This window comes from Bartonella sp. Raccoon60 (assembly GCF_002022585.1).
GTDB lineage: Bacteria > Pseudomonadota > Alphaproteobacteria > Rhizobiales > Rhizobiaceae > Bartonella > Bartonella rochalimae.
Genome location: NZ_CP019786.1, coordinates 1,141,017 through 1,164,146 on the forward strand (window position 1 = coordinate 1,141,017; position 23,130 = coordinate 1,164,146).

20 protein-coding genes, 1 tRNA gene and 1 pseudogene are annotated in these 23,130 nt (G+C 34.7%); 6 read left to right on the forward strand and 16 right to left on the reverse strand.

Going from position 1 to position 23,130, the window contains the following annotated elements:
• Positions 1-13: 13 nt before the first annotated feature.
• Positions 14-1,243, reverse strand: a complete 1,230-nt coding sequence (gene mnmA, locus Bra60_RS04985; protein ID WP_078688816.1) for a tRNA 2-thiouridine(34) synthase MnmA — start codon at positions 1,241-1,243, stop codon at positions 14-16.
• A 310-nt stretch (positions 1,244-1,553) separates the two neighbouring features.
• Between mnmA and sciP the strand changes: the two genes are divergently transcribed.
• Complete coding sequence (gene sciP / locus Bra60_RS04990) at positions 1,554-1,829, forward strand: CtrA inhibitor SciP (protein ID WP_035006904.1); 276 nt, start codon at positions 1,554-1,556, stop codon at positions 1,827-1,829.
• A gap of 116 nt (positions 1,830-1,945) precedes the next feature.
• Here the strand turns inward: sciP and Bra60_RS04995 are convergent, their stop codons facing one another.
• A complete protein-coding gene (locus tag Bra60_RS04995; RefSeq protein ID WP_035006902.1) occupies positions 1,946-2,332 on the reverse strand; it encodes a hypothetical protein in 387 nt (128 codons plus the stop codon).
• Positions 2,333-2,885: 553 nt separating this feature from the next.
• Here Bra60_RS04995 and ctrA point away from each other — a divergent pair.
• On the forward strand, positions 2,886-3,587 hold the full coding sequence (ctrA, locus tag Bra60_RS05000; RefSeq protein WP_035006900.1) for a response regulator transcription factor CtrA: 702 nt from the start codon (positions 2,886-2,888) through the stop codon (positions 3,585-3,587).
• 143 nt (positions 3,588-3,730) lie between these two features.
• On the opposite strand, the gene chpT is transcribed toward ctrA, so the two are convergent.
• Complete coding sequence (gene chpT / locus Bra60_RS05005; protein ID WP_078673927.1) at positions 3,731-4,369, reverse strand: histidine phosphotransferase ChpT; 639 nt, start codon at positions 4,367-4,369, stop codon at positions 3,731-3,733.
• A 210-nt stretch (positions 4,370-4,579) separates the two neighbouring features.
• On the opposite strand from chpT, the gene Bra60_RS05010 reads away from it, so the two are divergent.
• Complete coding sequence (locus Bra60_RS05010; protein ID WP_078688817.1) at positions 4,580-5,176, forward strand: DUF1134 domain-containing protein; 597 nt, start codon at positions 4,580-4,582, stop codon at positions 5,174-5,176.
• Between the two features lie 23 nt (positions 5,177-5,199).
• On the forward strand, positions 5,200-5,862 hold the full coding sequence (locus Bra60_RS05015; protein ID WP_078698127.1) for a hypothetical protein: 663 nt from the start codon (positions 5,200-5,202) through the stop codon (positions 5,860-5,862).
• A gap of 479 nt (positions 5,863-6,341) precedes the next feature.
• On the opposite strand, the gene Bra60_RS05020 is transcribed toward Bra60_RS05015, so the two are convergent.
• Together Bra60_RS05020 and Bra60_RS05025 are read right to left on the reverse strand one after the other, a co-directional pair.
• Entirely contained in the window at positions 6,342-7,460 is a 1,119-nt protein-coding gene (locus Bra60_RS05020) for a DegT/DnrJ/EryC1/StrS family aminotransferase (RefSeq protein WP_078688818.1), read from the reverse strand.
• A 45-nt stretch (positions 7,461-7,505) separates the two neighbouring features.
• The gene (locus Bra60_RS05025; RefSeq protein ID WP_078698128.1) at positions 7,506-8,462 is read right to left on the reverse strand and encodes a Gfo/Idh/MocA family protein; all 957 of its coding nucleotides are present in this window, start codon (positions 8,460-8,462) and stop codon (positions 7,506-7,508) included.
• A 171-nt stretch (positions 8,463-8,633) separates the two neighbouring features.
• Here Bra60_RS05025 and Bra60_RS05030 point away from each other — a divergent pair.
• Positions 8,634-8,710: transfer RNA gene (locus tag Bra60_RS05030), tRNA-Met, on the forward strand.
• Between the two features lie 438 nt (positions 8,711-9,148).
• Here the strand turns inward: Bra60_RS05030 and Bra60_RS05035 are convergent.
• From Bra60_RS05035 to Bra60_RS05085, 11 genes and pseudogenes are all read right to left on the reverse strand, one after another.
• A complete protein-coding gene (locus tag Bra60_RS05035) occupies positions 9,149-9,934 on the reverse strand; it encodes an ABC transporter ATP-binding protein (protein ID WP_078688820.1) in 786 nt (261 codons plus the stop codon).
• Between the two features lies 1 nt (position 9,935).
• Entirely contained in the window at positions 9,936-10,805 is an 870-nt protein-coding gene (locus tag Bra60_RS05040) for an ABC transporter ATP-binding protein (protein ID WP_078688821.1), read from the reverse strand.
• Positions 10,798-11,715: an ABC transporter permease gene (locus tag Bra60_RS05045; protein ID WP_078688822.1), complete on the reverse strand. Its 918-nt coding sequence runs from the start codon at positions 11,713-11,715 to the stop codon at positions 10,798-10,800. Before Bra60_RS05045 ends, Bra60_RS05040 begins: the two co-directional genes overlap by 8 nt.
• Positions 11,716-11,718: 3 nt before the next feature.
• The gene (locus Bra60_RS05050; protein ID WP_371326066.1) at positions 11,719-12,732 is read right to left on the reverse strand and encodes an ABC transporter permease; all 1,014 of its coding nucleotides are present in this window, start codon (positions 12,730-12,732) and stop codon (positions 11,719-11,721) included.
• Between the two features lie 168 nt (positions 12,733-12,900).
• Positions 12,901-14,508: an ABC transporter substrate-binding protein gene (locus Bra60_RS05055; protein ID WP_078689060.1), complete on the reverse strand. Its 1,608-nt coding sequence runs from the start codon at positions 14,506-14,508 to the stop codon at positions 12,901-12,903.
• A 182-nt stretch (positions 14,509-14,690) separates the two neighbouring features.
• Positions 14,691-16,310: an ABC transporter substrate-binding protein gene (locus Bra60_RS05060; RefSeq protein WP_078688824.1), complete on the reverse strand. Its 1,620-nt coding sequence runs from the start codon at positions 16,308-16,310 to the stop codon at positions 14,691-14,693.
• A 723-nt stretch (positions 16,311-17,033) separates the two neighbouring features.
• Positions 17,034-17,661: pseudogene (locus Bra60_RS05065) on the reverse strand (DNA-3-methyladenine glycosylase I).
• Complete coding sequence (gene xseA / locus Bra60_RS05070; protein WP_078698129.1) at positions 17,639-19,072, reverse strand: exodeoxyribonuclease VII large subunit; 1,434 nt, start codon at positions 19,070-19,072, stop codon at positions 17,639-17,641. The pseudogene Bra60_RS05065 and the gene xseA overlap by 23 nt, the downstream one beginning before the upstream one ends.
• A 350-nt stretch (positions 19,073-19,422) precedes the next feature.
• Complete coding sequence (locus Bra60_RS05075) at positions 19,423-20,223, reverse strand: TIGR02186 family protein (RefSeq protein WP_078688826.1); 801 nt, start codon at positions 20,221-20,223, stop codon at positions 19,423-19,425.
• A gap of 2 nt (positions 20,224-20,225) precedes the next feature.
• Complete coding sequence (locus Bra60_RS05080; protein ID WP_078688827.1) at positions 20,226-21,146, reverse strand: sulfite exporter TauE/SafE family protein; 921 nt, start codon at positions 21,144-21,146, stop codon at positions 20,226-20,228.
• Positions 21,147-21,368: 222 nt separating this feature from the next.
• Entirely contained in the window at positions 21,369-22,025 is a 657-nt protein-coding gene (locus tag Bra60_RS05085; RefSeq protein WP_078688828.1) for a hypothetical protein, read from the reverse strand.
• 325 nt (positions 22,026-22,350) lie between these two features.
• On the opposite strand from Bra60_RS05085, the gene Bra60_RS05090 reads away from it, so the two are divergent.
• The gene (locus Bra60_RS05090) at positions 22,351-23,097 is read left to right on the forward strand and encodes an electron transfer flavoprotein subunit beta/FixA family protein (protein WP_035006877.1); all 747 of its coding nucleotides are present in this window, start codon (positions 22,351-22,353) and stop codon (positions 23,095-23,097) included.
• Positions 23,098-23,130 lie beyond the last annotated feature (33 nt).

The following is a 23,130-nucleotide window of genomic DNA, read 5'->3' on the forward strand; positions in this document are numbered from 1 at the left end:
TTATCTTATATATTTATTTACATACAAAGGATGTTTCATCTTTGAAAAAGGATGAAGTTTTCGTTTTCAAATTACATAAAACTTTCTTCAACATTTTTTCAGTGTCAGCGGCACGTTCTGCACACGTAATAAATCCACCTCCGAGAATACGTGCTTCATGACTATTATCATTATAAAGAACGCAAGCTTGACCTGGGGCTACACCACTCTCACTTTCTAACAAATCAACAAAAAATGATCCTTGCTTATAATGTAAACGCGCTGAACGTGGAGGACGCGTCGAACGAACCTTTACTGCAACCTCAATACCGTCAAGAGGAAAATTATCTAATTGTTCATCACCAAGCCAATTCACATCACGTAAAAAAAGTTTACGTGTTTCCAACATCTCACGCGGACCAACAATAACACAGGCATTTTCTACATCAAGATAAATAACATAAAGCGCTTCACCAGTTGAGACACCAATTCCACGACGCTGACCAATAGTATAATTAACAATTCCTGAATGTTCTCCCAAAATCTGCCCATCAATATGAACAATAACTCCAGGATTTGCAGCCTCTGGTCGTAACTTTGTAATAATATCAGAATATTTTCCTTGTGGAACGAAGCAGATATCCTGGCTATCGTGTTTATTGGCAACAACTAAGCCCATTTCGGTCGCTATTTCACGCACACGCTCTTTTGAAAGATCACCCAATGGAAAGCGTAAATAATCAATTTGCTCTTGTGTTGTAGCAAATAAAAAATAACTCTGATCACGATCAGCATCAAGAGAACGAAATAATGCTCGATGTGCACCATGGACACGACTGCGAATGTAATGACCTGTCGCTAGAGCATCTGCACCTAACTCATATGCAGTTGTTAACAAATCCGAAAATTTAACAGTTTGATTGCAAGAGACACATGGAATGGGTGTTTCTCCATGCGCATAGCTTTCTGCAAAAGGATTAATAACAGCCTCGCGAAACCGTTCTTCATAATCCAGAATATAATGAGGCACACCTAAAGTTTCCGCTACACGACGTGCGTCTTCAATATCTTGCCCTGCACAGCAAGCCCCTACACGATGTGTTGCAGCACCATGATCATACAATTGTAAGGTAATCCCCACTACATCATAACCTTCTTTTTTTAAGAGGCCTGCAACAACTGACGAATCAACTCCTCCAGACATCGCAACAACAATACGAGAATTTTTAGGGTGCCCTGGCAAATCAAGACTATTTAAAAACATACATTCACTCTCTATTTTTTAAAATGCCTGCTAAATATATGCACTATGCTCCGTTTATATTATTTTTTTGTCTTCCCTACAACTAACGAGTGATATCAGACTGTCAAAGAAGGAGCTTAAAGTAAAAAACAATCAATTAAAATAGAGGTTTTTTCATAAAAAATTACTATAAATACTATAACATATTGTTTTATTTATAATATCTGCAAATGATTTTATTAATTTTTTCTTTTAACAAGTTTAGTTCTTTTTTAAAACTCATATATTATATTAAGGTCTCTAGCTCTTAAATATTACAGTAGAAAATACAATGACTGATTTAATAAAAACACAAATAAAATATGTTATTGGTCCGGATGGAAGTCCACTCACCATCACCGACTTACCGCCTACAACAACAAAGCGTTGGGTTATCCGTCGCAAAGCTGAAGTTGTTGCAGCTGTTAGAGGTGGATTATTAAGTTTGGATGAGGCGTGTCAACGTTACACTTTAACTATAGAAGAATTTCTTTCATGGCAAAGTTCGATTGATGAACACGGTTTAGCTGGATTACGGACAACTAAAACCCAACAATATAGGCATTAAATAATGATGTCGGTTCAAAATTTTATTTCAAAATAAGCCAAGCTTTTTTAAGCTTGGCTTATATTTTTCTTTCAGCATACAAAATTTAAAAATCTATATAGAATCTGGAGTTTCAACTACCCAACCATTGAATGGAGTTGAGTAAAAGTATGATGATTATCTGTTGCTGTCTTATCCTCATTCTTTTCAAGAATTTGCGCACGTTGAAGCTCTGTATCAATTTCTTTCAAGGCAATTTTAGCATTTGTTTCCTGCAACTTTAAACCACGAATTGAATCTGTGAGATTATCACGCCTCTGTCGTGCTGCACGAGCAAAAGCTGAATAAGCGAAATGATGAATATCATTATTTCCCGATCTACGCTCTTCATTAACAATTTGTTCTTCGAGTTCTAATACCATTCGTTCAAATTCTGTAATCATCATCTCAAGCTGTGCAATTTCACGACGCTTCTCTCGCACTTGAAACATCTTTAATTGCACCATATTCTGCTGTGACTTCATACCTCATACTCCTTAAACTACACCAAAACTCAAATTAGCGCTCATATATACCCTCTATACCTTTATTTTCACTCTTTTCATTGAAAATAAAAAGCAATTTTTAATTTAAATTTCTTTAGCATTTTAAACTACTACAAACGAAGCCTCATTTTAAAAGCGCTAACTCTTTCTTCACATGATGCTCTTATTAGATCGAAGAGACTTAAATCTCGGTAAATAAATATAAAAATTTTAAAACAGTAAATTATAAAACTTTTTTGCGTCACAAATTAATAAAATATAGCACCGATTATCCTATCAAATTTTTAAAATATGAAATTTTTCTAAAATAATTTTATTCACCTCTTTCAAAAATAAAAATATTTTGTTAACCACTATCTAAGATAGTAGGGGAAACAGCGGCAATTGTTACGCGTACTGCTGAGCTATTCATAAGCACTTAAATATTAAGTGTTTGATTTTGTGAATTATTTTTTATGAACAGTCATTTTACTAACTGTTATGAAATAAAAATGCTCCACTTGATTCGGGAGGAGCAAGATGAGGGAATGAAATGCGCGTATTATTAATTGAAGATGATAAAACAACCACTAAAAGCATCGAATTGATGCTAAAATCAGAAAATTTTAATGTTTACATTACTGATCTGGGTGAAGAAGGTATCGATCTAGGTAAACTCTATGATTATGATATCATTTTGCTTGATCTGAATCTTCCTGATATGTCAGGCTATGAAGTCTTACGGACTCTAAGGCTAGAAAAAATAAAGACTCCCGTGCTTATCCTTTCTGGTATGGGAGGGATTGAAGATAAAGTTCGTGGTTTTGGCTTTGGTGCTGATGATTACATGACTAAACCTTTCCATAAAGATGAATTAATTGCACGTATTCACGCTGTTGTTCGTCGTTCTAAAGGTCATGCACAATCAGTTATCATTACTGGCGATCTTACTGTTAATCTCGATGCTAAAACAGTCGAAATTGCAGGTCGTCCTGTTCATCTAACAGGAAAAGAATACCAAATGCTAGAACTTCTATCTCTACGCAAGGGTACTACACTTACTAAAGAAATGTTCCTCAATCATCTCTACGGTGGTATGGATGAACCTGAACTCAAAATTATTGATGTCTTTATCTGCAAGCTGCGGAAAAAACTGGATGCAGTATCTTCTGGCGTCAATTATATTGATACAGTTTGGGGACGCGGTTACGTATTACGTGATCCAGTTGAAGAAAACATACGAAAAACTGCTTAAATAACAAAAATCATAACTCTTAAAATCTCAGATATTATATGCTGAGATTTTTTTTGTTATCGATCAATAAAAATCCTATAATCATCATTCATTAAATAGCATCTCAGCTATTTTTTCTAATATAGTGAAAAATTTTATCTTGTTCAGAACTTCTTTATACATTCGAAAGTAATGCAGTCACTGGTTTCGTGTATGCTTATTTTCATAGCTGTTATCTCAGCAAGTAATATCGTATAATAGAACTGAGCAATACGTGCATCAATTAGCTCTTCCGGCATTTTTCCGTTATATAATTCAATAAAATGAGAAGGGATACGTAATATTTTACCACGAATTTCGAATCGAAATAAACGTTGATCTGTATTTTGTAAAATTACAACACCTATTTCACCACCTTGAGAAACCGTCGCATTTGCAATCAATAATAAATTAAGCAAAAGTTTAATTTCATCTTTCGGTAGAAGAAAAGAAGCAGCCTGCCATTTCAAAATTGCTTTTTCCTCTTTCATATACTGTTGAGACACTTGTTCAGCAAAAATCGTATCTACTTTGTCCTCTACTCCTCCTACAGCCCCAAAAGCTAATCTCGCAAATTGTAAACGTGCAGAAGCATTTGCAACAGATAAACGCACTAATTGTAAAACATCTTCATCAGCATTACCTTCATCATAAAGCTCCATAGCATTTTGAATAGCACCAATAGGAGAAATTAAATCGTGGCAAATACGACTACAAAGCAAAGCAGCCAAATCAGTAGACTTCAAAGAAATAGCTAATGTCATATTTATATAGCTCCTCAATTCTGAATGTTTTTCAACTGCAACTCTTAGCACCTAATGTATGTACAGAAATTGAACAATCACATTAAAATCTTCTTTTTAAGAATAAATTTAAGAATTTAAATAACTTTATGCCTTATTTTCTATCTATTGGATAAACATTATAATTCTATTTGTGTATAAATTAACTTAAAATTAAAAGGGAAAAATCCCATGACACACTCTCTTTTATCACGTTGGTATATGAATATTGTACTTTTTGCATCGCTTTTATTCATAATAACAAATATTGCAAATGCCCAACTCTCACCAATAGAAGAAAATGATCAAAATTTCTCGTTGCAAGAAGTTATTTCTTCTGGTCATAATTTTTTTGGGAAAACAGCAGGAAGCATAGCCACTGCAATTGAAAAAATTTTTTCACGACACGGACATCCAAGTGCTTATATTTTAGGAGAAGAAGCATCTGGAGCTTTTTTTGCCGGATTAACTTATGGTGAAGGAAAAATCTTCACAAAAAATTATGGGCAGCATAAAGTTTTTTGGCAAGGACCTTCTATAGGATGGGATTTTGGCGGTCAAGGATCCCGTTTAATGATCTTAGTTTATGATCTTAATAAGATAAATAATTTATGGGGACGCTATGGAGGTATTTCAGGTTCGGCCTATTTAATTGCAGGAGTTGGCTTTCATATTCTTAAACGGGATAATACTCTGCTCATTCCGATACGCACAGGCATTGGCGCGCGCCTTAGCATCAATATGGGATATTTAAAATTAACACCCACACCAACATGGAACCCATTTTAACACTCTGACTGAAAAGAGGCATTATGTTTATTCAATCAATTCTTTTTTTTATTCTCGGAATTGCGACCATTTCTTGGTTATTAGTACTGATTTCTCCTCTCATTTGGCGTAAAGTTCTTCATTTTGCATACAAATCTGTTTCTGCAAAAATTCCGTTATCGCTTATTGAAATACAAGCAAACCAAAACTTTCTTTGTGCCCAGCATGCCGTAGAATTGGCGCGCCATGCACAAAAATATGATTCTTTACAAAAAAAATATGCTCAACTAAAAATACAACTTAGCCTCCAAAAAGAACAGCTCTGCTCTTCATATTTTCCACCGCAGTGCACACCCCCTCTCTCTCCTAAAACAGAATCGGTAGAGAAAAAAAATAATGTTCTTGCAACAAATACTTTCATAAAGGAAATTAAAGCTATGCATGAGAAAATAGCGCATTATAAAAAACGCTTAAAAAATATTCAAATAGATGAGCTTGATACTGCTGCTAAAGATCAACTACTGCATGAATTATGTGAAGAAACAAAAGAATTAGCAGCCACGCTAGCTGCTCACATCGCTATAAAAGAGGGTAAAGACTCATCTATTAATAAATTAATTAAAGGCTCTAAAAACAAAAACGACCTTGCATCTTATATTCGCAAAAAAATTGTTAATACTAAAAAAACTCCCCTCCCTGAAAATTAATTACAGCTAAACAATAAAAGACGTTTTTGATAAGCTGATAACTGAAAGATCAACAACGAACATCATTGATTAATATCAATGCCATGAAAACTTTGTTATTATGAATTCACACTGTCAACAATAGCTAATTTGCAAATGATAAACTTTTACTATTCAAGTTTCATCTGTAAAATAGCGTATTTCTTTTATAATTTTTCTTATTTTAAAGTTTTTTGCAGTCTTTTAGGATATACAATCTGACCAAAATATTAGTATAATGGGAGGATATTTATGTTTTCCTTCATACTGGCATGAATATTTGCAATTTCTTTTTCTATAAATAGGACTATATTCTCAACTTTCATGATCCACTTGATATCAGCGTTATAAGTGAAAGAACGCATGAAATCATTAATAGATATGAAAAGTGATATAGACTGAATTAATCAGGACCTTACAGTATACAATGTTCCATAAATAGTGCGATTCTTTTACAAATTTTACGCACTATAAAAATCTCTTATACATTGAATAATTTTATCTTGATCGCTTTGAGATAAATAAGGATACATAGGTAAGCTTAAGACACAACTTCCTAAATACTCAGAAACAGAAAGAGAATCCTCTACATAGGGAAAATTTTTATAAGCTGGTTGTAAATGTAATGGAGTATTATAATAAACCATTGTAGGAACGCCATTTTTTTGTAAATAGGCTTTTAACTGATCACGATTTTTCACCTTAATAGTGTATTGTGCATAAGCACAACGAACATTTTCTTCCACTTCTGGAACTGCCACAATATCCTTTAAATTCTCAGAATAACGTTGAGCAATTGCTGCACGTTTTTCTATCTCATCTTCAAAAATAACAAGCTTTTCTAACAAAATCGCAGCTTGAATTGTATCTAATCGTGAATTCATACCAATACGCACATTGTCATATTGCGTTTTACCTTTACCATGAAACAATATTGAACGTAAAAGGGCTGCCATATCATTATCATTAGTCATCATAGCGCCCCCGTCACCATAACACCCTAAAGGTTTTGCTGGATAAAAACTCGTTGCGGCAACGTCACCAAAAGCGCCACACATAATATGACCACTTTTACCACCTATCGATTGAGCAGTATCTTCAATAACAAAAAGATTTTCTTTTTCAGCCACTAGAGAAATTTGACTATAGTCAGCAGGAAGTCCAAATAAATCAACAGTAATAATAGCCTTTGGTTTAAGACGTCCCTCTTTTTTAATCATTGCGATTGCTTCACAAAGTTTATCAACATCAATATTGAATGTATCGGACCTTACATCAACAAATACAGGCTCTGCTCCTACCAAAGCCGCAACCTCTGCCGTTGCAGAAAAAGTAAAGCTAGGACAAAAGACAGCATCCCCTGGACCAATATTTTTAGCCATAAGAGGCATCATCAATGCATCTGTTCCATTAGCACAAGCAATAACATGTTTAACGCCAAGATAGTCTGCTAACTTTTCTTCAAATTCTGTTACTTTCGGTCCTAAAATATACTGACCACTGGCTATAACATGCGCAATTGCAGCATTAATTTTATCTTCGATGCGCGCACGCTGCGCTCCAAGGTCAATGAATTGCATATTAACTCCATTGATAATTACAATTAGGAAAGCATACTTTATCTTTTACTCATAATGGTCGACACTAGCTGCAGTTAAAACTCTTAAAATAGCGACAGCATCTTTTCCATTTGTACGAGGCAATTGACGTGTCTCAACACAATTTAGAAAATGCTGTAATTCGTAAGTAAGCGGTAAACCTTCACAAATATCAATATAATTTATCTTATCAACCTTAGAAACCCATTTTTTATTCTCCTGCCAAACAGAAAAATTGTGGAATGCTAATTTACGATTCCACGGTTCCATATCATCGAATACAAGCATAGCCTTTGTACCAACAACTGTTAAGCGCCTTTCGCAATAAGGGCTAAGACGTGAAGTAAAGAGGTGACTGCGTATACCATTGGGAAATGTCATATGAACATGCGCAAAATCAGAAAGCTGGTTAATCACTGCAGATCCTTCTCCATGCACCTGAAAAGGCTCACATTTTGTCAAAGCTAAAATCATTGAAAGATCATGAGGAGCAAGATCCCATAAAGCGCTGCTTTGTGTATGAAATTTACCGAACCCTAACCGATGAGAATAAATATAACGGATATCTCCTAATGCTTCTTGCTCTATTAATTCACATAATTTTTCAAAGGCAGGATGAAAACGCAAAATATGGCCTACCATAAAAATCCGCCCATATTCATGAGCAATCTTAACTTGAAGTTCAGCATCAGCTACATTCAAAGCAATTGGTTTTTCAACCAAAACATCCTTACCACTTTTAAGAGCCCGTAGCGCATTTTCCGTATGAAATTGTGGGGGTAAAGCTAGAACAAGTGCATCAATATCTTTATGAGTAAAAAGCTCATCGGGTGTAATAGCTATAACACCATACGTATTTGCAAAATGTGCAGCGCGATCAGCATCAGTATCAGAAACTGCTGCTAAAACTCCAAGAGTTTGAAGGGTCTGTATATGATTTTTACCCCAATAACCGCACCCTAAAACCGCTACACGTGGCGCCATTTTTTATGCCTTATTCTGTCAATTATATAAAATTTATACTTTCAATTCATTCCATATCCGGGATGAAACAGAATAACAAGAGAAAAGCTTAAAAACGATGCTTGACATCTTACTATTCTACCTCTTAGTATCCACAAAAGATAAAATGACTTAATCAGATTTATCTGTTTTGGCGGAGTAGCTCAGTAGGTTAGAGCAGAGGAATCATAATCCTTGTGTCGGGGGTTCGAATCCCTCCTCCGCTACCAATATTTATTTTATGACATTTTTTAGAAAAATTTTCATCATATAACTCCAATTAATTTTGCTGAATTATTATAAATAACTTTTTATAATCAATGAATAGAAAGCAATAAAAAATACATAAATTTTTCTTAAAAGAATTTTATAGTAATACTATTCTTTCATCACTCAAGGGCTTAATGTAATTATATGGAAAAATGAAACAATTATTTTTCTGTGTTTTTTATTTTCAATTTTTATAATAAAATGATTAAAAGCAGTATGAGCACAAAGAATAATACGAGTTGTTCAGAATTAATTGCTCGGATTTATAATGAAGTCATGTATAATCATATACACAGAACATAACCTGATCATTCAAATTAACTTTTCACCCTATACTTTTAAAATTCCTAGTTTTGAAAAAAGCTATCTAAAAAAGAAAGTTGATCTCCTCATAAGACTTATAATGCTCTCTCTTCTCTATGAACAATAGCCTCAATACTGGATTTAAAAAACATCTTTGTATAGTCATCTTTTGCGTGTAAATGACGCAAATCGCTATTGCTTAACTCTTCAATAATTACACCTTTGTGCATAATCCCAGAACGATCGCATATATGTGCAATAACAGCAAGATCATGAGAAACCATTAAATAAGTCAAATGTTTTTCTTGTCGTAATGATTTTAATAAATTTAAAATTTCAGCCTGCACAGATACATCCAATGCAGATGTTGGTTCATCAAGTAACAAAACTGCTGGTTCAATAATCAAAGCACGCGCAAGAGCAACACGTTGACGTTGACCTCCAGATAATTCATGTGGATAACGATAAAAAAATGAAGAACCTAAACCAACAGAATCCAAAACATTCTGTATCCGTTCTTCTTTATTATCCATGTTATGGATGGAGAGAGCTTCAGAAAGAGCAGTATAAATCATTTTTCGTGGATGAAGCGATGCATAAGGATCTTGAAAAACCATTTGAATACGACGTAGAAAAGCCTTATCTTTTTTCTGCGGTACTTCTTTTCCATCAAAAATGACCTGTCCACTCGAACAGGGAACTAACCCAACTAATGCATTTAAAATAGTTGATTTACCGCACCCTGATTCACCAATCAAACCATAAGCTTCACCACGCTTAATATGAAAATTAACATTTTTCACAACTGGCGTTGCTCGATAACCACGTCCGAAGGTTACAGATAAATCAGAAACATCAACAATATTTTCATAATTGGTCATACTAACCTCTTTCAACACCATGAACAATTGCAGGCCCATCTAACCAACTAGGATCTCGCTCAGGAACAGCTAAAACATCAACTGGATTATCAAGCCGTGGCAAGCTTGCCAACAAAGCTTTTGTGTAGGGATGACGTGCACGAGATAAATCAGATGCTGACAATTCTTCTAAGATACGACCAGCATACATAACCAAAACACGATCACAAAAATTAGCAATCATATTCAAATCATGACTAATGAAAATAAGTCCCATTCCAGATTTTGTTACAAGCTCATCCAGCACCGTTAAAACCTGAGATCTAACTGTGATATCAAGTGCGGATGTTGGTTCATCAGCAATGACTAAATCAGGTTTTGAAATAAGCATCATAGCAATCATAACCCGCTGCCCCATTCCACCTGATATTTCATGAGGAAATAACCGCATAACATGTTCAGGATTACGAATATGAACAGATTCGAGCATAGAAATTGTCTGTTTCCACGCATCCATTTTTGAAACACGATAATGAACACAGTAAGCTTCTATGATCTGATCCCCAATTCGCATTAACGGATTAAGCGAATATTTTGGATCTTGTAAAATCATTGCAATACGTTTTCCCCGAATAGTACGCATCTGAGACTCATTCGCAGATAACAAATCTATATCATCAAAACGCATTTTTTTAGCTTTAACGATTGCTGACTTCGGATTTAGTTTTAAAATCGCACGTCCAGTTATTGATTTTCCGGATCCAGATTCTCCAACAATTCCAATTTTTTCTCTCCCAGCAGAAAAGCTAACACCACGCACAACATCTGAAATACCACCTGTTATAGGAAATGAAATGTGTAAATCTTCTATCTCTAATAATTTTTTACTCATTGCGCGGGTCCAATATATCACGAAGTCCATCACCTAAAAGATTAAAACCCAGACTCGTAAGCAATATTGCACAACCGGGAACTGCCGCCAACCACCAACTTGTCATCATAAATTCACGACCAGTTGAAAGCATAGCTCCCCATTCAGGACTGGGTGGCTGAGCGCCTAATCCTAAAAAACCAAGACCGGCAGCCGTTAAAATAATCGCAGACATATTCAACGTTAACCGTACAATTACCGAGGGAATACACATCGGTGCAATATGGAATAGAATAATTCGAAAAGAAGATGCTCCCTGTAGACGAACGGCAGAAACATAATCAGATAAGCGTATTGTCAAAGTTTCAGCACGCGCTAAACGTGCAATTGGTGGCCATGCTGCAATTGAAATCGCAATTGCAGCATTTTCAATACCTGGTCCTAAAACAGCCGAAAAAGCAAGTGCTAAAATCAAACTTGGAAAAGCAAGAAAAATATCAACAATACGCATCAAAATAGTATCAACCCATCCTCCTATATAACCGGCTGTTGTCCCTACAATGAGTCCTATAGGTGCCACAATAATGGTAGTTAGAAAAACAATATAAAGGGTAATACGCATACCAAAAATTAAGCGACTAAAAATATCACGTCCTAATTCATCTGTTCCTAAATAATGCGATGAAGATGGTGGAAGAAGTCGATGAGCAAGATCATTGCTTACAACATCATGGGTAGCAATCCAAGGTGCAAAAATCGCACATACAATAATAGAAAAAATAATAATAAAACCCAATAAAGCAGAAATATTACGAAAAAATCGGATTAACGAATGATAAAATTTTTGTATATTTGCCTGAATAACTGACTGTGGAACAGGCTTATTTGACCAATGTTTTAATTGGGGTTCGTTTTTGTACAATATTGCCATAATTTAACGTGTCCTTGGATCGAAAATATTATAAAATAAATCAGAAAGTAAATTAATAACAATAAAAAAGCACCCTATAAGTAGTGTACAAGCTACAACCGTATTCATATCACCTGCCAAAAGTGCACTCGTTAAATAACGTCCAAATCCAGGCCAAGCAAAAACAGTTTCTGTTAACACAGCACCTTCTAATAAAAAAGCATAAGAAAGTCCAACAACAGTAATAATCTGAACAGCAGCATTGCGAAAAGCATGCTTCCAAACTGTTTGTCGCCATGATAATCCTTTAACACGTGCAGTAATAATATATTCTTGATTGAGTTGTTCAATCATAAATCCACGTGTCATACGGCTAATATAAGCCATAGCACCAAAAGCTAGAATTAAAGCAGGCATAATAATATGACTGAAAACATTGCCAAAAGCTTCCCATTGCCCCTGCATTGCAGTATCCAAAAGAAAAAACCCCGTCTTAGCTTCAAAAGAATATTCATAAATAAAATCAATACGTCCTGGACCACCAATCCAATCAAGCTTATTGTAAAATACCAATAACGCCATCAATCCAAGCCAAAAAGTTGGCGTTGAATAAACACACAGTGTAAAAAGACGTACAAAATAATCAATGGGTGAATTACGGTACATTGCTGCAATGATACCAAATGGAATACCAAAGCTTGTACCAATAATAATAGCAACTGTTGCTAATTCCAGCGTTGGAGGAAATACATGCATGATATCTTCTAAAATAGGACGCCCTGAAATCAAAGAATCTCCAAAATCAAACAAAAAAATATTTTGAAGATAGGTCCAATATTGAATGATCAATGGCTTATCAAGGCCCAAACGATAGAACATTTTATCGTAAGCTTCTTGACTAATATTATCTCCAAGAATAGCAATAACAGGATCTAAAGGAAGAAGGCGACCAATAAAAAAAGTAATGGTTATTAAGCCAATTAACGTAACAAATACCGAAATAAAAAGTTTAAAAATTTTGAAAAAAAAGGCCAACATATAGAAATTTTTCTGATTCGGCGATGCTGCTATATCCGTTTTTGACAATGATGAAGTTATCATAATATCCCCCTACCGACTTATGAAACATAAGTTTAGCGATATTTCTCGCCCTACAGTCAAACAAATTTTAACCATACATTACATATGACTTCGTTCATCATTTGATTACATATATTTTTCAGCTTTATTATAATAAAGCCTGAAACTATTCCAGACCCATTTTTTCACTGCAGGTCCTACTCCAATAGTATAATATGTCTGGAATAAATAAGCCATAGGACCGTGATTTAAAATATAATTTTGCAGTTCTCGATATTGCTCGAAGCGTTTACTTTTATCCTCTTCAAATAAAGCATCCATCACCATTTTATTTGCCTTTGCATCATAATATCCAGCCCGCCAAGCCAAATGCATATTATACGGTTTAGTAAATGTCGGATCAGGATTAAAAACATGATGCCATGAAGATGCATGCCCATCAGGGTCAGCTGTATTCCAACTCATAATAGCAATATCATAATTTCCACCACGAACACGATTTAATAATTGAGCTTGTGACATTTTTTCAATGGAAAGTTCAATCCCAATTTTACGAGCATTTTCTTGAATGATTTGTGCAACAGATGACATATAGGACAAACTGCCAACTAAAAGATTGGCCTTAAAGCCATTTACATAGCCCACCTCTTTAATTAACTGTTTTGCTTTTTTCAAATCCAACTTAAATGGCATACCCTCTTTTTCATCTAAAGCGCCTGGTATCCCCAACGGCATATAACTTGCACGAGGAATAGCAATCCCTTTTAAAACAGTTTTACCAAGCGTATCATAATCGACTAGATAACGAAATGCCAAACGCACTTTTTCATTGGCAAAAATTACATTCTTATTATTCAACGAAAGATAAACAGACTGTGGACGTAAAACACGATGAACTGCAAGAGGCCCCTCTTGTTTCTCAATATCCAATATATCTTCCGAAGAGAGATCACGAGATATATCTACAACACCCTTTTCCAAAAGGAACCTCTGACTTGCTGATTCAGCCACATGAAGTATTAAAATCCGCTCAATTTTCGGTGCGTCTCCCCAATAATGTTGTGTTGCTTCTAAAACAACGCGCTCTCCGGGAGCCCAACGTACTAATTTATAAGGCCCAACACACGCTGAATGAGTCGCTAAATATTTATTTCCCATATCATTATTAACAGCATGCATTTCGAGTTTCTGCCGATTCAGCAAAGCAGAAGCATAAGATTGTCCAATTACAGTCAATATAAGACGCAGAGGATAAAGTTTATCAAATTGCATTTGTAAAGTTTTATCATCAAGAGCTTGGATCTTTGTTTCAACATTATCTTCAGTAAATCCGTAATCTTTTAAAGATTGAGCATAACTCAATCCTAATTTAACAACCCGTTGCATTGACCAAGCAAGATCTTGTGCAGTCGCTAATGTTCCATCATCAAATTTTAAATCATCACGAAGATGAAAAATGATTTTTTTCCCATCATCCAAAACATCCCAAGATTTGGCCATAGCAGGCTGAATTTCTGTAGAGTTATGTGGATCATACTGTACCAATGCACTGCAAATATTCGTCAATAACTCACTCGTTACAACTTCTACAGATTGTGCTGGATCAAAACTGGTAATCGAATCAATACTCCATGCCATCACTAATGTATTTTTAGGGGATGCATGCAACATTATTGGCATTAATCCACTAAAAAAAACAATTGATCCTAATAAAGCATAAATTCTCTTAAACATTTTCTTATACAGCCATTCAGTTTGCATTTTTTATCGTACCAACCCTTTCAAACAAAAATTGATGATAACTGTTCAATTACAAGACAGCACCTTATTTTTCAGGTTCTATGTACAGAGAAATATACTTTTACTCGATTGCGCGAATTACTTACCCTTTACACATCGCATAATCCAATATGTATTTATTTTTCAATTGTATGATAGAAAATGCGCGGTGCACTATTCCAACTCCATTTTTTAATAACAGGGGAGATGGCTACAACATTATATTTCTGATACAGAAAAGCATAAGGTCCCTTTTGCATAAATTCGTTTTGTAAATCGACATATCTTTGTGCCCGTTTTGTTTGATCTTTTTCAAACAAAGCGTCTTGAACTTTTTGATTCATCTCTTCATCAAAATACCCATGTTGCCAACTAGGATAAGCTGTATTTTTAGACTCAAACTGATTATCAGGGTTGAAAACAATCCGTGAAGCTGTCGTATGAGGATCTACAGACTCACTATTCCATCCCAAAATAATTGTTTCAAAAGCACGTGCATAAGCTTTTGAAAAAAGCTGTGTTCCTGCAAGATGCTTAATGTTCAGACGAATACCAACCTTTGCTGCATTATCTTGAATGGATTGAACAATCTGCAAAGAATTAGAAGCTCCTATAAGAACACTTATTTCAAATCCGTTTGGATACCCTGCCTCAGTTAGAAGCTGCTTAGCTTTTTCAAGATCAAGCTTAAAAGGCAATCCTTCTTTTTCATTTAAAGCACCTAAACTTCCGATAGGCATAAAACTAGCACGAGGAATACCAGTACCTTTCAACACTGTTTTACCAAGCCCTTCATAATCAATAAGATAACGCAGAGCCAAACGCACTTTTTCATTGGATAAAATAGGATGTGTCATATTAAATCCCCAATAAAACATGGCTGACTGCAATACTTTTTCAACCTTAACATCTGTTTTTTCTTGAAGATCTTCTAAAATATCCACCGTCAAATCACGAGCGACATCAACATCTCTTTTTTCTAGCAATAAACGTTGTGTACTTGGCTCAGCAACATGGCGGATCAGAATTTTTTTGAGTTTCGGTTTTTCCCCCCAATAATGAGGATTAGCACCTAACAATACTGCTTCTCCTGCACGCCAATCGATTAACTGATAGGGTCCAACACAAGCTGAATGAGTCGCTAGATATTGGCTTCCCATATCACCATTCTTTTCGTGTTTCAGAATTGTTTCACGATCAAGCAAAAGAGCAACACGATTAGCAGCAATACTATTAAGAATGAGCTCTGCTGGATATGGCTTATCAAATTTCATCACGACAGTTTTTTCGTCTAATGCTTGAATAGCATCATCAACTGTTTGTTTGGTAATACCATACTCTTTAAATGCCGTCGCACCTGCCATATCCAATTCAACAATCCGTTTCATACTCCAAACAAAATCATGAGCACTAGCAGATCGACCATCAGAAAACTTCAAATCATCACGCAAATGAAAGGTAATTACTGTATTATTTTCACCTGAAACATCCCAACTCTTTGCTAAACTAGGAATAATCTTAGTTGCATCATTGGGAGAAGAATCAGCCAAACTAGAGCAAATATTGAGAATAATTTCATGACTATAAACATCATTGATTTGTGCTGGATCAAACGTTTTAATTGCATCAAGATTCCAAGCCATTACAAACGTATCAACAGGTGTTTTTGCTAGTGTTTTTTGCTCAAAAACGCTTATAGATACGAGAACAGAAACAAAAAAACAGCTCGCTTTCAATATATTCTTTTTCATATTCATGGACTTTCCTTCCAGAATTTTATTATATAGATCAGCCGCTTACATATAAATCAATGAATTTACATCAGAAAACACTAGGTAAACATAACATAAGTATCTCTGTATACATAGTTATTACTTTCTTAATCAATAAAACTTATTTCTTCATTGCATTATAAAAAACACTTTACTCACCATATCCAAATCTCTTTTTGATAATTAGGCACGACCGTAGCATGATATTTTGGTATTGTAAATATATCAAATCTTTTTGAATAACTGCTTCGACTAAAAGCGACCTAACTTTTAAAGACCAAACTAAAAAACAAGCCATTTTTGCATTTTAAGTCTTCAAAACGCTATAAAATACAGAACACCAATCTCTCTGATCACTCCCCCAAATTACCGTAATCAAAAAACAACATACAATTCAATGTATTTTATTCATTGAAAAATAAATTTATCATAGAGTTTCACAAAAACATACTCTTTTTAATTTTAATATTTATTCTCTTTCAGAAATATCATAAAATTCTAAATGTTAAATTATGCACTACATCAATATCCCTCCCCTAATTAAGCACCCTAGTGAAGAGAGATTTTTTTAAGCTTAGATGCAAAATTTCTTCTTAAAATATTAATTTATCAACTGAAAAGATCTCATACACCCTACATAAACATTTAAATATTATTTTGTATGATAAAAATTTTACAACCGTGCTTAAATTTAAATATTGTGCAAATTTATCGACAAAAACATCCTTCAAGATGATCATTAACAATCCCTACTGCCTGCATAAAAGCGTAACAAGTAATAGGGCCAACAAATGTCCAACCACGCTTTTTTAAATCTTTAGAAAGACGGATAGACGCAGGCGTTACAGAATTAGTTTTCCATGTCTGACAATCTGTCTTCTCATATTGTTCAGACTGTAGTGTCTGAAAAGACCAAAAATAATGAGATAAACTGTTCCATTCTGCTATAATTTCCTGAGCTTTGAGAGCATTATTAACAACTGATCTAATTTTACCTCGATGGCGAATAATGCCTTTATCTTGCATCAATATTTCTATTTTTTTTTCATCATACTGTGCAATCTTTTCAAAATCAAAACCATCAAAAGCATCATAAAAATTGGATATTTTTCTTAAAATTGTTAACCAAGCAAGTCCTGCTTGAAAGCCTTCAAGACAAATTTGTGCAAACAAAAGACGATCATCAAAAACAGGCTTTCCCCATATATCATCATGATAAGCACAATAAAGTGGATCAGTCCCTGCCCACGAACAACGAATTTTTCCATCTTTACCCATAAGAAGACCTTTATCAAGCATGAATATTCACCCTATCAAAAAAGCGTTCCTTGATCATCATCCTGCCACTGTTTTAATCGCTTCTTGGGTTTTGGAACGCTCTTAGACACAGAATTACAAGTTGAAACATTAATTTCACCATCAAAAAATCGTAAGCTTATCTGTCCTGTTTTAGGAAACTGTGCTAATCGTTTAATTGGTTTATTCTCTTGCCCTAAGGCTAAAACAAAACCACGCTCTAAAATACTTTGATAAGATGTACTTTTTAAAAGTCTAAATGCCATTTTTATTTGGACACGTCTTTTTTCAACATTACGTAAAAAAGCATGATGAAGGCGTACTGTATACTCTTTTGTATTTTGTTGTGCTTTTTTAGTATTCAATAAACGTGGGGAAAGTCGGATAACAAGTGTATAAAAATAAAAACGTTTTTTATCATAATTAACACAAAGAGCACGTTGTAACCGACTTGAAATTTCATCAAAACTACGCCGCGGCAAAGCAAATAACTGATCAGCAGTAGGAAGACCTCGTACAACAGCAGATAATTTTTGTTTATAAAAACTAAAATAACGCGCCGCTCCTACGCGAAAGCGTAAGCTAAGTGAAGCTAAGTGTGTTTCAAGATCGAATTTAACTGGTACAGCTTTTTCCGCTGCTCCTGTAGGAGTTGGTGCTCGCCAATCTGCAACATAATCAATGAGTGTCCAATCTGTTTCGTGCCCAACTGCAGAAATAATTGGAATAGCAGATACGCTAACAGCACGGACAACTGCTTCGTCATTAAATCCCCATAGGTCTTCTAAACTGCCCCCACCACGCGCCACAATAATAAGATCAGGCTTAGAGATAGCACTTTCTAAAGGTAGAGCGTTAAACCCAGCAATAGCAGCAGCTACTTCTTGACCGCTAGTCTCTCCCTGGACCCGTACAGGCCAAACAAAAATATGTAAAGGAAAACGGTCTGATATACGATGAATAATATCACGGATAACAGCTCCTGTTGGTGACGTCACGACTCCTATAACACGAGGCATATAAGGCAATTTTTTTTTCTTCGCCTCATCAAACAAGCCTTCGTCTGCAAATTTTTTCTTACGATTTTCTAAAAGAGTCATCAAAGCGCCAACCCCTGTTGGCTCAAGAGAGTCAATAATAATTTGATATTTTGATGATCCCTGATAAGTTGTTAACTTACCTACAGCAACCACTTCCATTCCCTCCTCAGGAGGAAATTGGAGTTTTTCTATCACACCTCGCCAAATAACAGCTTCTAATCGAGCTTTATCGTCTTTTAAAGCAAAATAGGCATGCCCTGAAGCGTGTACACCACGATAACCTGATATTTCGCCACGCACACGTACATAACCAAACTTTTCTTCAACAATACGTTTTAAAGCTCCTGCTATTTCAGAGACACTAAACTCTGCTGCATTTGTTGCTACTGATTTTTCAAGAAACAAATCCATCGTATTCTTCAATTCGCTTATATTGATGATAGACTAAACTATACTGATAAGATGACATATGTTTTCATTCTTTTTGTCCATAACACATCTTCTTGGATGAAACCCTTTTCATCTTTTTTAGGAAAGATAGACTTTTAAATCTTTACCGACAACAGGAATTATAATTTTTTAAATTTCTTCCATGTTATTTTAATATCAACACCACATTCACTCTTATCGCATACAAATATTGATTGATGGAAGCATTGTTCAGAAAAAGAAGTTTATATTTAAGCAATAAAATATTATTATCTTTTTTCTTATATCATCATTCAACAGAAAAATTAAACGCCTTACAGTTTTTCTTTATTCTACTCTTTCCGAAAAGCAAAACGGCACAAAAATCCTGTAATGACAGCAACAAGAACAGCAACTATTCCATACCAAAAGCTGTGTTTGCGTGCTTCATGAAAAATGGTATAGACAACATGTGCTTTAACAATTTCAAGAGTAGTTGTCGCACTACTTACATACTGCCCATCACGGAAAAGGTAAGCATTCACATGATAACGTCCAACAGGAACATTTGCAGGCAATTGAAAATGTGCTGTAAATAAGGAACCAGAACCAAAATAAACACCACCCACTTCTTCATGATAGAGATCTTTAGCTTTCTGCAAATTTATCAACTCACTACGAAAACTTTGTATTTTTTCTTGATCTTTTTCATTGGTTGAAAGAAAAAAATAAGGTAATCCTAGACCTAAACGTTTATAACTCTCAGCATCAGTGATATTCTCTATTTCACGCGTTGTTGCCATTGAATAAAATAGAGGAGCATTTTTAAAAGTTACGGAATCTGCATTAACCCATATTCCCAACTTACGTTTCTTTTCTCTTACAATGATCGATCGAGTTTGCCCTTCTAAACTAACTATAACATCATAACGATTTTGTTGGCGGAATAACGGATTCATATTTTCCAAAACACCAGCAATATAAAGATCATGACCAGAAAAATTTGCCCCAACTGTAATCGTATTTGTTGTAACAATAATCTGCATAACCTCCTTCTCTTCTGATCCAACTTCCTCACTGCCCTGTGCCTCTATAGAGAAAGAAACAACACAAAACCAGCTTGACATGATAAATAAGAGGAAAAATTTATCCATTATCATCCCATAAGAATAACAAGAGAAAAAAGATTATCAGGGCGTATAAATAACTGGAAAGCTAAGCGCATACACACAATTATAACAAGAAACGCAAGTGCCAGACGTAATTGTTCTGCTTTTAACTTTTGTCCAGTCCTTACTCCGTATTGGGCTCCGATTCCCCCTCCAATCGTAAGTAAAAAAGCTAAAACAATATCAACCGACTGGTTACTTACACTTTGCAGAACGGTGGTAAAAGCTGATACAAATGTCATCTGAAAAAGTGAAGTTCCAACCACCACACTGGTCGGAACGTGTAAAAGATAAATCAGTGCCGGCACTGTAATGAATCCCCCACCAACGCCCAGAATGGAAGACAATAACCCTACAACAAAACCAATTCCTAAAACTGGAATAATACTTACATAAATCATCGACGCTTGAAAATAAACTTTAAATGGCAATCGATCGATCCAATTATAATAACGAGGAGAATGAGAAGTGACCTTTTCTTTTTTGCATCGTCGCATCATAGCACATAAACTTTCAACCATCATCAAACTTCCAATACTTCCAAGAAGGAAGACATAAAGAAGTGAAATCATAAAGTCTAACTGCCCTAATTTTCTGAGAAGAGAAAAAACTTGAATACCGACCAAAGATCCAATTCCTCCTCCAATCACCAAAAGAATACCAAGTTTAATGTCAAGAGTACGTTTTTTGAAATGCGTAATTGCTCCCGTCACAGATGACGCAATTACCTGATTAGCTCCTGTTCCAACAGCAATGGTAGGAGGAATATTATAGAAAATCAATAAAGGCGTAATTAAAAAACCACCACCAATTCCAAAAAGACCTGAAAAAAAACCAACGACCGCCCCCATGCTAATTAAAATCAGCATACTCAATGACAATTCAGCAATTGGTAAATAAATACTCACTAATTCAAAATATTCAAAAATTTAAGATTTGTTTTTAATTTTTTCTTTCAATATTTTTTATCTTTATCTTTATAAGACAACTTTGACATCATACATATTGCCGCAAAGATGTACATGAGCGTTCATAACACATCTCTTATATTCTTCATGTAACTGAAGAGCAACACACTAAAACTAATAATAGACAAGATTACATAATAACGTAAAGGTATATTCTAAAAACTATTCTTTGAAAGAAAATGCACGCCGAACCCCTGTAAAGAAACCACTTAAGAAGTGAACATCGGATGAATTTTTATCTGTTAGAGAATTTTTCAATGATTCTGTAGAATTCGTTGATAAGGAACTTATATCCTCTTGTTCTGATACATCATCGGTATTTTTTTGTCCTGGCTGCATTTTATCTTTTTTCAAAATATTGGACGTTTCATAAGATTGAGAATTCTTATTTTTTTCACGCACTATATGTGCAAGATAGTACACAACTGCATTAATTGATTGTGAAGAGGATTTACATTGTTTTATCATTGTTTTTTGTAAATTTTCTTTTTCACAAAGAAGAGTTTGAACCAGTATTTTAATTTGCTCTAAATCTTCAAAAAGTTTTTCTTCTTTCTGATTTCGAGCGTAATGCTCAGCCAAAATAGCCCGACTAATTTCATTTAAATAAGACTCTATACTATCATCTACAGGGCCCTGCTTAGCCAACCGATTATGCGCTTTTTTTATCTGCATTTTTTCATAAACATACCGTAACTTAGCAGAAATATCTGACATTCTTATTCCATAAGGTGCTTGTATTTCCTGAATTTTATTAACAGTAGAAGGAGAACAATGTTTATGCTTAACTGGCTTCAGAACATCGTGTTTAATACTCACAGATCCCACCCCTTACCTACATTCAATATGAATCATATTAATTAATGAAAAATGTGACCCATTTTAGTAAATAGAGTTTTAAGAATAGTAAAAAAATTGAAAATAATTGTATAAAATTAAGGAGGCTAAACCTATTTTTATAACCAAATAGAATAAATATTGAGACGAAACAAAAACTATGCGTTAAAAATAGAGAGAAAAATACAAATAAATACAGAGAAGCTTATATAAATAAAAAGAGCTATGATAAAATTCAATTTTAAATGATTTGGTTTCCCATAATTATTACTATAAACTCATAGGCATATAAACAAAGAGGATCATCATGAAAATAATTGTCGCTGTCAAACGTGTTATTGATCACAATATCAAAATACGTGTTAAATCTGATAGCACAGGTGTTGATTTATCCCATGTTAAAATGTCTATGAACCCTTTTGATGAAATCGCTGTAGAAGAAGCAATTCGACAAAAAGAAGCTGGAAAAATTTCAGAAATTATTCTTGTTTCAATTGGGCCAGAGGCAGCGCAAGAAACCTTACGAACAGGACTTGCAATGGGAGCAGATCGCGCTATTCTCGTAAAAACTGATGAAATACTCGAACCCTTAGCAATTGCTAAAACTTTAAAAGTTATTATTCTTGAAGAAAAACCAGATATGGTCTTTTTAGGGAAACAAGCCATTGATGATGAATGCAATCAAACTGGCCAAATGCTCGCAGGCCTTCTTGGTTGGGGACAAGCAACTTTCGCTTCATATTTAAATATAGAAAATGGACAAGCTCAAATCACCCGAGAAGTAGATAACGGCACACAAACTATTTGCCTTCCTCTTCCCATGGTTATGACTGTTGATTTACGGCTTAATGAGCCACGCTATACCTCCCTGCCTAATATTATAAAAGCTAAAAAGAAACCCATTGAACAAAAGGATATTGCTCATCTTTGTGTCGATACGCAAAAGCGTCTCACAACGCTCAGCGTTGAAGAACCCAAACCCCGTCAAGCTGGTATAAAAGTAGCAAATGTCACTGAACTTATTAGTGCACTCAAAAAAACAAATTGCATTTAAAATGCGCTAACAAATGATCAAAAGTAATAACGC